The following is a 12,836-nucleotide window of genomic DNA, read 5'->3' as shown; positions in this document are numbered from 1 at the left end:
TGCGTACTGTTCTGTATACTCTTGAATACTTCTTGCACTAGTCATTATAATAAACATGACCCAACGCAGATCGTTCTATTTATCCGGAGCAGTCATTTGCTTTACAGACAGATTGGACTAGGTTTATGACAGAGTCTGTCTGCAAAATGGACACATTTCCGACAAAAAGCTCAGACTGATTCCAGTAAAACGCTAATATTGATAAAAGGACAATTCATTACTGCATTTGCTCGAGTGCTATGTTAATCTGGCGTTGCTCCACAGTCTGTGTGGTTTTCTAACAAAATTTCATATATTCACCGTTTCAGGTCATAATTAAACGAACTTCTGAATTTCTTCATTTGTATTCTTTTCGGGTTTGATACTCAGCTCAGAAGTGATGAAGTAATTATGATTTGTTTATCTCCCAGTCATCATCTACGTTTTTATCCAGGTACAGGGATTTAGTATGTCCAACGACATAACTCCGGATGAACAGAATACCAATTCCAATGAAATACCGTGTCCGTTGTGTAATGAAATGGTCCGCGTCGGTCTGGTCCGCTGCTGGAACTGTGGCTCTTTCATGCGGGAAGATATAGCGGAAGCCTATCGCAAGATGCAGGAAAATCCGCCGCCGATGATTTTCAGTCCGCTTCCGGAGGAATCTGACGAGTCGGCAGAGGAAGAATCACGCGCTTCTACCGCCACCATGACCGCTTATTCCGATCGTGACGATGACGACTTCGAACTCGATCAGAGTGTCTCCGTCACCGAGTACGAAGCCAGCGACGACGACTTTCAGCTGGCAGGCGGTGTTGAGGTCAGTGAACGGGAAGAATCAACCATCCCGCTGGCACGGGAAGAATCTGTTGAAGAAGCGCAGCAACATGCCGCCGAAGAGGAAGCAGCCGAAAAAGCGGAAGCAGAAGACGAATCGAAGCAGAAGGCAGCGCCCTCTGAGCCCGATGAAGATCATTCTGTAGCGACCGGCGGCGACGTGCTGCTGGATGTCGCTCTGCAGGAAGAAAAAGAAGAAAAGCGTCGCCGTAAAGGGGGACGTCGTCGTCGACGTGCTGCCAAAATCGAAGGCGGTATTGTCGTGTACTGCCCGAATGGACATCGCATCCGTGTCCGCGAGGAGTATCGCGGCTCAGCCGGAAAATGTCCTGCCTGTAACGTCATGTATCTGGTACCAATGGGATCGCCCAAGCCAGCAGATGAGGAATCAACTGACTCCGGGGCAGAGAACGAAGCCGCCGCAGGAACCGATACCTTCGATCCCGGCACTTACAGGCACTGGTTCCAGAATCTGAAACTGCATGCCGTCGATCCGACCAAGCTCAAGCTGAAACCCAACAGTCTGGAAAAGACCTTTACCACCGTCGATGTGGCCATTTCCCCGGAGCGCATGCTGTTACTCGGTCTGGTGAAAGCCGGTCTCCTCGGAGGGGGCTCCAAGGATAAACAGGATCAAGCCCGCATCGAAATCGCCCAGCATCTTCGTGAAGAGAAGGACGATGCGGAAATCCCAGCCGCCAGCGTTCAGACGCTCTCTGCAGATCAGATTTCGAAGCTGAAAGTCGTCTTCCCGACAATGTACGATCACGAATCAATTTTTGCCGGCGTTCCCGTCTTCGGAAAAGGCCGCATTGCGATCGCCCTCCCGAAACAGGAAGACAGCAAGGAAAATCAGTATCTGACGTTCAGTCTGACCGAATATCGTAAGTTTGCTGAAGCACTCCAGGAACTGCATAGCGTCGGTGACCTCGGTCCTGACTCTGGAATTCCGCTGACCGATGAAACGCGACAGGTCACCTGTCACTACAGCGAAGAGCAGTTCGAAGCACTTGAGAACGAGAATCTCGAATTCTACGAAGCCGATCCCGAAATCGAGCTGACCCTGGTAGGCCGACAATGTCAGGGCTGCCAGCTGATTGTCAGCGAAGATTCACGCAAGAAGGAACGTATCGGCGGCAAAACCGGCAAAGCGATTGCCAAGGCGAAATGCCCCAAGTGCAGCGAGAAGTTCGGTAATATCTCTCTCTGGCAGATTAAACAGGCAGATGCCCCCACAGAGGAACCTCAGGAAGAAGCAGCTGCCAAATAGCAGTCTGCTGTCCTGAGATTGATCGCGAATCGCATCATTCTGCGCAGAGGGAGTCCCTTAACAGGTCAGGTTTCTTTCTCAGGAAGATTGCAGACACTCATCAGGGGGGTATAATATGGATAATTCATACAAACCAACTGTCTAATCCTTCGGTGGCTGTGCTGATAAAGCATCACAACCTATCTGATTAAGCAGACAGGGGGAGTAGAGGTCAGTTTGAGGCATCCGTTGAAGTTGCGCGATGAGGCATTTTTGTAACATTATACAAATTTTGACCTTAAGCGACCGTGAGTCTGAACAATCCAGATTCGCATTTTCTTGACCCTCTCCTTCTATGGTGTAGAATTTGAGGACACGGAGTTGAGCAGGGAAGCACTCTAGGTTTATGTATAAAGGTCCACTTTCCAGCTGTTGACGGAAACTGGCATTCGGGCTGCTTCTTAACTGTTCAGGAGAAACTGGTGTCGCCAGGATTTGATCAACATTTCAAAGAACTGGTCCGCCAGAGGACAGACCTGGTAGAACTGGTCGCAGAGTCGGTTCAGCTGACTCCCAATGGACGCGATTTCAAAGGATTGTGTCCCTTTCATAACGACCATAATCCGTCCATGGTCATCTCCCCCGAACGTGCAACCTGGCGCTGCTGGGTCTGTAACCTCGGCGGGGACTGCTTTTCCTGGGTCATGGAATATGACCGGGTCGACTTTGTCGAAGCACTCAAGATTCTGGCCGAGAAGGCCCATCTCGAAATTCCCAAGTTCACCCCCCGTCATTCACAGGGCGGACAACAGCCATTAGAGAAGTCGAGTCTGTATGACGTCATGAAATGGGCGGAAACGCAGTTCCATGAATGTCTGATGGAGACTGCGGTAGGAGAATATGCCCGCCGTTACCTGATGGAAGACCGGGGCTTTACCGAAGAGACCATGCGGCAGTTTAATCTCGGTTTTCATCCGGATGACTGGCAATGGCTGGTCAATCGATCACGCAATCATTTCCCCGAACAGCTGCTGCTGGAAGCGAAACTGATCTTCAGAAAAGAGGGACAGTCACGTTGTTCGGATTATTTCGTTAATCGGGTGATGTTTCCGGTTCACGACGAGCGAAAGCGGGTTGTTGCATTCGGGGGACGTATCCTGCCGGGAGCCGACTCAGCAAAACTGGCGAAATATTTCAACAGTCCGGAAAGTGTGATTTTCACTAAGAGCAAACTGTTGTTTGGCTTGGATGAAGCGCGCCAGGGAATTCGCGAAACAGAAACAGTTGTCGTAGTAGAAGGGTACACTGATTGCATTACAGCGCATCAGTTTGGTGTGACTAATGTCGTAGCCACATTGGGGACGGCTCTGACAGAATCGCATGTGACTTATCTCAAACGGCTGGCACGTAAAGTCGTACTGGTATTTGATGGCGATACCGCAGGACAGCAGGCTGCGGAGCGGGCTTTAACGAAATTCATCGCTCAAGAAGTAGATTTACGTATTTTAACGCTGCCGGCAGGCCAGGATCCGGCAGATTTTCTGGAACAGCAGGGGGCAAAGAGTTTGCAGCAGTTGATCGTACAAGCCCCGGAAGCCTGGATTTTTAAATTGAATCTCTGTGTTGACAAATTTGGACTGGAGTCAATTGATGGACAACACCGAATTTTAGAAGAAATGCTGGAGCTTCTGGCCGCAAGTCCAAACTTAACCGGCAAAATACGTGAAGATATCATATTAAGAAAGTTAGCAGATCGACTGAGCTTAAACGAAACTGTTGTCCGAAAACGATTAAGTGAAGTCAAACAGAAGCAAACCCCCAGTCTGAATCCGAGTGTCCCTTCAAACGACCCCCATTCAACTCCGAGTGCAGACCACACCTCCGGAATCGGTGGAACTTCAGAAAATTCAGCGAAAGATAATCAACTTGAGAGCGAACTTCTTGAAATCATCTTTGTATACCCCGAATGTGTTCCCCAGATTCAGCAACATATATCTCCAGCCAACCTGAAAGATCCCCGTCTACGCTTTCTTTACCAGTTAAGCATTGACTTAACGGAAGAGGGGATCGTCCCGGAAATGAATCGTATTCTGGATCGTATTGAAGATCCGGACCTGAAGCAGCTGGTCGTCAAAATCGACTTCCAGGCCCACGAAAAAGCGATTCATACCAAACTCCACTCTTCGCCTGTTCCCCATGAAGGGATTCCCCATTTTCTGAAACATTCCATTCAGAATCTCAAATGGCGGGAAGAACGGGAACATCATGAACGGACCAAAGGAGTTCTGGTCCAGAAAGTTCAGAGCGATACTTTGAGTTCCGATGCCAAGGAACTGTTGAAAAAGGCATCCGAGTTCCACCAGAAACGACATAAAAAGAATTCACTTGAGACCCATTAACTTAAAAGAGATTGGGAGAAGCAACGTGCACCGACTCGACGCCCGATTGAATGAACTGATTGAAAATGGAATAAAGCAGGGTTATCTGACTTATGATCAGGTCAGCGCTTATCTGCCCGATGAAGCGCTGAATCCTGAGAAGCTGGATAACCTCCTGCTGACCATTGAGGAAATCGACTTAGACATTATTCCCGATCAGGTCATCACGGTGCTCCAGCCGGAGAAACCGAAGGGACGTACCCGTACCGATGACCTTTCCCGGAAAATCGATGATCCGGTTCGGATGTACCTCACACAGATGGGGGAAATTCCGCTGCTGACCCGGGACGAAGAAATACGCCTGGCGAAGAAAATCGAAATCACCCGTCGTCGCTTCCGCCGCGAGCTGCTCAGCAGCGACTACGCCATGCGGCAGGCCATCGACATTCTGGACAAGGTTCACAAAACCGAGCTGCCGTTCGACCGGACGATTAAAGTCTCAGTCACCGAAGGTCTGGAAAAGAATCAGATTCTGGGGCGGATGCCTCACAACCTGAAAACCCTGGAATATCTCAGCAGTAAGAACAATGCTGACTTCCAGCGGTTCATCGATCCGGAAATGACCAAGACTCAGCGGCGTGAAGCGTATGCGACGCTGATGAAACGCCGCCGGAAAATGGCAACTCTGATCGAAGAGCTCAGCCTGCGGACGCAACGTCTGCAGATCGGCATGAAGCGTCTCGAACAGATTTCACAGCGAATGACCGAACTGGAAGATCAGATCCGGGATCTCGATGATCTCCGCGTCAAGAACTCCAAAGACGATCGTGCAAACCTCGAACGGGAATTGCAGGATCTGGTCATGATGACAATGGAAACACCGGAAACCCTGCGGGAACGCGTCAAAGCGGTCAAGCAGCGTTACCTCGATTACGAAACAGCGATGCGTGAACTGTCAGGCGGTAACCTGCGTCTGGTGGTTTCGATCGCCAAGAAATACCGCAATCGCGGCCTGAGCTTCCTGGACCTGATTCAGGAAGGCAATACCGGCCTCATGCGTGCGGTCGACAAATATGAGTATCGTCGTGGTTATAAATTCTCGACATACGCTACCTGGTGGATTCGTCAGGCCATTACCCGGGCGATTGCAGACCAGGCACGAACCATTCGTATTCCTGTGCACATGATCGAGACCATGTCCAAACTGCGTAAAGTCAGCAAGCAGCTGCTGCAGGAAAATGGACGTGAGCCCACCCTGGAAGAAACGGCAGAAGTCGCCGGCATCAGCCTCGAAGAGACCCGCCGCGTACTCAAGATTTCGCGACATCCGATCAGTCTGGACCGTCCCGTCGGCGAGAGCGAAGACAGCTACTTCGGTGACTTCATCGAGGACTCCGATTCGGACAGCCCGGTTAACACCGCCAGCCAGGAAATGCTTAAGGACAAGATTGATCATGTCCTGAAAACACTCACTTATCGTGAGCGGGAGATCATCAAACTGCGGTTTGGTCTGGGAGACGGATACACCTACACGCTGGAAGAAGTCGGTCGGATCTTCAAAGTGACGCGGGAACGTGTCCGCCAGATCGAAGCCAAGGCGGTACGCAAGCTGCAACATCCGGTTCGCAGCAAACAGCTGCAGGGCTTTATCGAAGGCCTGGTCCCCGACTGGGGCCAGACGGAGTCCGAAGAGGAATCCGCGGATACAACGGCCTCAGCCAGTATCTGAATTCACAACGCCGATCAGTTTTGATCGGCGTTTTTTTTTGCTGCAGGGCACGATTTGCTCGAAAGCAATGCTCTCTGCAGCAGGGAAAGCGAAGATCTGACAGTTTTCTGCCGTATGTCTGGCTATTTGCTGTCGAAAACTTTATAACAAACTAAACGCATCGAGCCTGATGGTTTCCAGAGCCTGAGGCGACTTTTCAAAGCGATTCCGGAGTTCTTTAACATGTCAACAACTGCTGCCAGTTTGAAAGCCTTACATCATCTCTATCTGAGAATGCATGATGTGAACCTGAAATTGGAACAAGGCCCCAAACGCATCAAGCTGAAAGAACAGTTTGCACAAAAGCAGGAAGAGCACCTCAAGACCGTCCAGGAGCAGATTACTCAGTTAAAGAAACAGGTCCAGCAGAAGAATCTCGACTTACAGTCGAATGAAGCCAAAATTCTGGATCTGAAGGGAAAACTCAATACGGCCTCTTCCAACAAAGAGTTTGACATTATTAAAGGGCAGATCGCCGCTGACCAGATGGCAAACAGCGTACTGGAAGATGAAATCCTCGAACTGATGGATAAAATCGACGCGAAAGATCAGGAAGCGAAAGACTGGGAAGCGAAAATCAAAACCGCTTTTGCAGATGCCAAAAAAGTCGAACAGGACTTTGAATCTGCCAAAGCATCGCTCGATGAAGAAATCCGGGAATGCCAGGCAGCGATCACCGATGCCGAGCAGATCATCCCCGCGGATCTCAAAGTTCAGTTTTCCCGTCTGACTCGCTCTCACGGTGCAGGTGCACTGGCAAATGTGGCGGGCAGGTTCTGCTCTGCCTGTAATGTCATGATCGAGCCTCAGCTGCGGGTCGAGCTGAATTCCGGTCGACTGGTGTTCTGTAAGTCCTGCGGACGTCTGCTCTATATGGACGACACCCTGGAATAAAGCCTGGAATTGACATGGGAATCCGCGTGAATCAGGTACGTGTTCCCAGTTCTGGCTTATTGAGCCGCCTGTCCAAGTAACGCGAGCACTCCCAGGCCATAAAACGTATATTCCACATCGGCCTGTTCGTCCCAACTGGCACCGCGGAACCCACCGGTCGGAAACTCAAGCCATTCCTGCATGAATTTCCGGACCTGTTCCAGATCCATGATCTCGTTTAATCCCAGGTCCTGCGCGGTCAGTAATCCGGTAAAGGTTGACAGGCCATCCGCAAACGGAATGCGGGTATTGGCCTGAAATCCTCCCTCAGAACTTTTGACCTGGTTCAGAAAGTCCCTGACATCTGACTTCAACTCGTCATCCATCGCTTCCAGGATGATCAGAGTCGCGACGGCAGCCGCGGTCGGATTAGTACCGCTGCGTTTCATGGGAGCAATTTCGACGAAGCCGCCATCATCCCGCTGCATGTCATACAGGAACTGGATCAGCCGGTTCGGCGACGGAACATCCACACCGATCAACTGATAGATCAACACGATCAGGAAGCTGTGATAGGTACTTCCCAGCGCGCCCTGGTCCGATTTCGCATAACCACCATCTTCAGTTCGCAGCGTTTCGAGCCGTTCCGCAATCCGGGTGTTCCAGTTTTCAGGCACCTCAGCCAGCACATCGGGGCCCCCGGAAGCCTGAACGATTAACGCGCAGTACAACCAGCTCAAAAGATCAATCGTGGTAAGAGTTTCCAGCGAAAAGCTCTTCAGATAACCGCAGAGGGATTCCGTTTCTCCCGGCTCCAGACCTCCCAGAATTCCGAGACTGCGAACGGCAAATCCCGTGTAATAAAGGTCTGAGCCTCCCTCTCTCCCGGAAAAACCACCATCGGGCTGCTGCTGGGAACAAATGAAGCTGCGATGCTTCTCCAGATCGGAGGCAGAGAATTGTTCCAGGCCTGTAGCCAGTCGCAAAGCAAGATGCACTAAATAGGGTTGCTGGTTCATGAAACCGATCGTGATATTTCAATACGGAAGGCGGGGGCAGGGTATTCTTTGAGCGAGACTATTTTGAAAATTGTCAAAAAATTCTGAGGGGAAAGGTCAAATTCGCCTTTCGTCGATTTTGAATTTGGAATATGTTCCCGCCCAACATCTCTTATACTCTAAGAATCATTCTCTCTCTGGACTGTATACGGTCTAGCCAGTTCTGGCTGATCAGCAGTTCAAAACAGAGCAAACTTGTCCTCAAGGCTGACTCTGGATTCTTGCGAGTACCATTTCACATTAAAAACAACCTGAATACTTATCAAATACCAGTAACCTGTTTCCGGTAAAAACCTGATTTTTCCGGGGCGCGTTACAACAAATCCTATATTAGTCGGACCAGTTTCTCTTCGGAGAATCCGTAATGATCACAACTCTCTCTCGATGATTACTGACTGGTCGGGCTGAACCCTCCCTGATTCACAATAAAATTAATCACGTTCAATAACAGGTGTCACCATTCGGCAGCAGTCTGCTTGCCGTGGGGACTTCGTCTGTCATTGAGTGCAGATACGTAGCGTAGATACGACTTGACCAATTGAGTCTGAGGAGCCTGCTCCCCTGGCTCATTCCCGAATTCAGAAGATTTCTTGTTGAGATAAATCTCATGGGTTTTCCTGAAAAACTTGTCATAGAACCAGAAAATTTCATGACAGATCAAAATACAACACAGCGGGACAAAAACGCCAAATTGCACTCTGCGTGCTTTGCCGAGGTAAAACAGATGCCTGTGTCGACATCAAGCTATTCTGGACGATTTATGAAAATTGCATTCCGCCTGATTGCGGGCGCTGTCGTGCTGGCAATCTCCGCCATGTCGGGAACAGTACTGGCTGATGAAGAAGGTGATTTCACAACAATCATTGCAGACGGAAGTGAAGTCGATGATACCTTTGATGGAATCCCGTCGGTCGTTCCCGGGAACGGGATGGGGGCTCTGTTTCGCGTCGGTCACCAGGCTGGCAAGACCATTGGTCTGAACGAATCAATCACGCACCTGGAAGCAATGCCGTACCTGTTTACCCACACCAAGAACCCGGACGACGCTGGAATGCTGTTCGGTAACTTCAGACTGTTCCGGACCAACCGGGGCAATCTCGGGGGAACCGGTGGTATCGCTTATCGATTCTACAACTACGACACCGACCGGATCTTCGGTTTCGGTTTCTACTACGATCGTGATGACTCAACCAATAAAGTTTTCCAGCAGGCAGCCCTCAACGTCGAAACGATGGGTCGCTACTGGGACGCCAATGCCAACTTCTACATTCCATTCGGCAACCGTCAGCAACAGCTCGATCTGCAGTTTAATAACGGCAGTCAGCGGTACTCCGGATTCAACATTCTCTATGACCAGACCCGTACCATCGGAACCGCTATGCGGGGCTTCGATACGGAAATCGGTGTCCCGGTCTGGGGAGAACTGGCCCAGAAATTTGAAACCCGGGTTTATGCCGGTACTTACAATTTCCAGGCAAGTGGCAGTCCGCAGGTCTGGGGCTGGCGTGGTCGTTTACAGGCCGAACCATTGCCGAACGTTCTGGCGGAATTATCGGTCACCAACGACGACACATTCAATACAAATGTGTTCTTCAATATCACCTGGACCTTTGCCGGCAAGCCCGAGTGGAACAAGATGGAAAAATCCACTCAGATGTACCGCATGGCTGAGCGGGTTCGCAGAAACTACAACGTCGTCGTCGAACAGCGTGATGTGGTGGACTCCGGTCTGACCGCCATCAACCCGGCCACGGGAACACCCTGGACGGTTTCACACGTCGACTCACTTGCCGGACCGGGGGGAACCGGTGCGGTACTGGATCCTTACCAGACCATCTCCGACGCCCAGGCGGGTCCTGATCGTGACATCATCTTCACCCATGCAGGGAGTGAATTCAACAATGGGCCACCGATCTCACTCGTTTCGGGAGACCGGATTCTCGGTGAAGGACAAGGCGTAAACCACTTCTTCAACATTCAGGGCTTCGGTTCGAAACTGCTGCCAAACTCGCCCTCCTATGGCGATCCGCTGCGACCGAACAGCCTCGTACGGCCTACTTTTAACGACACCGTCGGCGATGGTGCCATCCTTGCTTCCGACAGTGAGTTCTCCGGGTTTATTCTCAATAATCCCACCGGACGCGGTATCGTGGGAATTGGTGTCTCCGAAACAATTGCTAATTTCAACGACGTGAATAATGCCGCCGGTGAGGGGATCTTCCTGAGTAGTACCACCGGCAGCCTGGCCTTCACTTCAACCAATGTGACTAACTCTGCTGGTAACGCTTTCGTAGTGGACGGTGGAGATCCGCTGCTTCGCTACAGCACAGGTACCATTACCAATACCGGAGATGGTCGTGCGGTACTGGTCCAGAATACCACCGGTGGTTCAGTCAACATGACGGATTCTTCAATCGAAGACACCGATGGCCAGGGTATCTTGATCAACAACATTGGCGGTGGTGCCGTTTTGGATAACGTGACTATTACCAAAAGCGGGGCCTACGTTCCCACTACAGTCAACGATGGTATCTATGTAACTGGCGGAACTGCTAATGCTGTCGTCACTTTCAGAAATACAGCCCAGGCCGCGACTATCATTGATGGTGCGACCGGCCCCAGTATCTTTGTCGAAGATTATCAGGGTGTGTTCCAGATGCAGGACATCAACATTCTGAACCGGGCTGGTGCCGGTATTCTGGTTGAAAATCTGTCTGGTAACATGTCCGTGGTCGGAAATACCACCATGACCAACGGGGCCTCTGCGGTAACCGATCATGGTATTGACGTAAACAACACTTCCGGAAACATCTCCTTTGGCGGAAGCCTGGGAATCACCGGAAGTAACGGCGAAGGTATCTCGTTCAATAACGGTGGCAATACAGGGGTCTTCAGTGTGACAGGCACAACGACTGTCACCGGGACCGCCAATGAAGCGATCATCATCCTGGACGACAGCCCTGTCTTCCGTCTGGGTAACGCTGTTCTGTCTAATAACAGTACGACGAACTCAGTTGTGTTGATCAATAACGCAGGGCAGGGAGGCACCGCAGGACAGGTTTCATTCAATAATGCGACCGTCACCGGAACGACCGGTGCCACAGTGCCTGTTGTTCATATTCTGAACAACACTCCCATTGTCAGCTTCGGTTCTCTGAATGTGACCGCGAATAGTGCCGCTTACACGGCACCACCGCCAATCGTACCTGCGGTTGGTGTCTACGTTCAGGACAACCCGGGTAATGTCAACTTTGGTGACCTGAATATCACCGCCACAGACAACCTGGCATTCATCGCCAATAACAATGCAGGAACAATCAGTTCATCGGGCGGTATTATCACTGTGACAGATGCGGCTGCGATCGACATTGAAGATACCAGCCTCTCCATGAACCTGACCTCGGTTACCGCTGGTCCGACTTCAGGTCCCGACCTGAACGGGATCTCCACTGCCGGAGATAACGCCTTCTATCTGAACAGTGCCGGTGTTCGCCTGGTGCGTACTCCCGGTTTGTTCTCGATCGTCGGTGATGGAGCCACCATCGATGCCGGCGGTACGATTACTGCAGCCAGACACGGTGTCTGGATGGAAGACATCGACCGGGTGAACATCGATGGTCTGGAAATCCAGATTCCGACAACATCCGGTATCGAATGGCATCAGACAACGGTAGCCGACGGTCCCCGTCTGAACCTGACACGCGTTCGTGTTGAAGATTCAGCCGGAGACGGTATCCGGATTATCAATGGTCGTACTTTCCAGATGATCGATTCGGAATTGCTGGATAACGGTACCGCCGCTGATGAGCATTCACTCCAATACCTCGCGAATATCGAACTGGATGACACCGATGATGACAGCTTCACGCTGATTCTCCAGGACAACACGATTACAGACGACAGTGCCGATGCGATCCGCATCGAGTCTGGTGGACTGCTGGATGACTCTGTGTTGAACGTCTCACTGGAAGGCAACGATATCACAACCAGTGTCTCCAATACGGCTGGTCTGGCTGTGATCTGGGAAGGCCCCATGAACGTGCTTGTGGCTAATGCGAACAACTTTGTGGGTACCGGTGCTACCAACAACCAGGGTATCGACATCGATGCCACCAGTAGCGATCTGGCTGACCTGATGACCCTGCAGGTGGTCGGACAGAACAACTTCACCATTGCGGGGACAAACAGTGAAGGTATTCAGGTTCAGACTGAAGGTCCTTCGAATATCCTGATTCAGAACAACAACGATCAGGGAATCGTGATGGCAGGAGCTGATTCGTTCGGTCTGCGGTTCCTCGATCTGGCTGCCAACTCCAATGTGCAGATCAACAACAATATTATCAATATGTCCGGGATTGGGAGCGACGCGATCTACTTTGACCTGATCGATGCAACCAGCTCTTCGGTCGTGATCGATGCGAATACTCTGAGCATCTTTGATGGAGATATCTTCGAAGTCGAATCCGCTGTCAGCTTCAATGCTATGACGAATGGTCCCCTGCAACTGGGGACGGGAATCAACAACGTCGTAAATGTCACCTCGGTAGGCAACAACGGGACCTTCATCCTGTTCAATCCTGGTGGGGGTACATTTGATGGTCAAATCAGCCTGAATAACTTCCTGCTGCCCTGATCCTGACTGAAGTCTCGTTTTAACTGACACACTCTTGTGTTTTGATCCAATATTTCAA

The 12,836-nt window shown here is 50.9% G+C and carries 6 protein-coding genes; 5 read left to right on the top strand and 1 reads right to left on the bottom strand.

Annotated features, from left to right (window positions below; all coding sequences use genetic code 11):
• Positions 1-448: 448 nt before the first annotated feature.
• From RID21_RS26695 to RID21_RS26680, 4 genes are all read left to right on the top strand, one after another.
• Positions 449-2,089 carry a hypothetical protein gene (locus RID21_RS26695; protein WP_350194270.1) on the top strand — a complete coding sequence of 547 codons (1,641 nt, stop codon included), beginning with the start codon at positions 449-451 and terminating at the stop codon, positions 2,087-2,089.
• Between the two features lie 461 nt (positions 2,090-2,550).
• Positions 2,551-4,467 (top strand): DNA primase, encoded by a 1,917-nt coding sequence (gene dnaG / locus RID21_RS26690; protein WP_350194268.1) that lies wholly within the window; start codon positions 2,551-2,553, stop codon positions 4,465-4,467.
• A gap of 25 nt (positions 4,468-4,492) precedes the next feature.
• On the top strand, positions 4,493-6,175 hold the full coding sequence (rpoD, locus tag RID21_RS26685; RefSeq protein WP_350194266.1) for an RNA polymerase sigma factor RpoD: 1,683 nt from the start codon (positions 4,493-4,495) through the stop codon (positions 6,173-6,175).
• Between the two features lie 222 nt (positions 6,176-6,397).
• Complete coding sequence (locus RID21_RS26680) at positions 6,398-7,108, top strand: zinc ribbon domain-containing protein (RefSeq protein WP_350194263.1); 711 nt, start codon at positions 6,398-6,400, stop codon at positions 7,106-7,108.
• Positions 7,109-7,164: 56 nt separating this feature from the next.
• Here the strand turns inward: RID21_RS26680 and RID21_RS26675 are convergent, their stop codons facing one another.
• Positions 7,165-8,106 carry a prenyltransferase/squalene oxidase repeat-containing protein gene (locus RID21_RS26675; RefSeq protein WP_350194261.1) on the bottom strand — a complete coding sequence of 314 codons (942 nt, stop codon included), beginning with the start codon at positions 8,104-8,106 and terminating at the stop codon, positions 7,165-7,167.
• A gap of 799 nt (positions 8,107-8,905) precedes the next feature.
• Here RID21_RS26675 and RID21_RS26670 point away from each other — a divergent pair.
• Positions 8,906-12,778: a beta strand repeat-containing protein gene (locus tag RID21_RS26670; RefSeq protein WP_350194259.1), complete on the top strand. Its 3,873-nt coding sequence runs from the start codon at positions 8,906-8,908 to the stop codon at positions 12,776-12,778.
• Positions 12,779-12,836 lie beyond the last annotated feature (58 nt).

Source organism: Gimesia sp. (assembly GCF_040219335.1).
Classification (GTDB): domain Bacteria; phylum Planctomycetota; class Planctomycetia; order Planctomycetales; family Planctomycetaceae; genus Gimesia.
The sequence above is the reverse complement of the archived record's forward strand: the minus strand, read 5'-3'. Positions and strand labels throughout refer to the sequence as shown.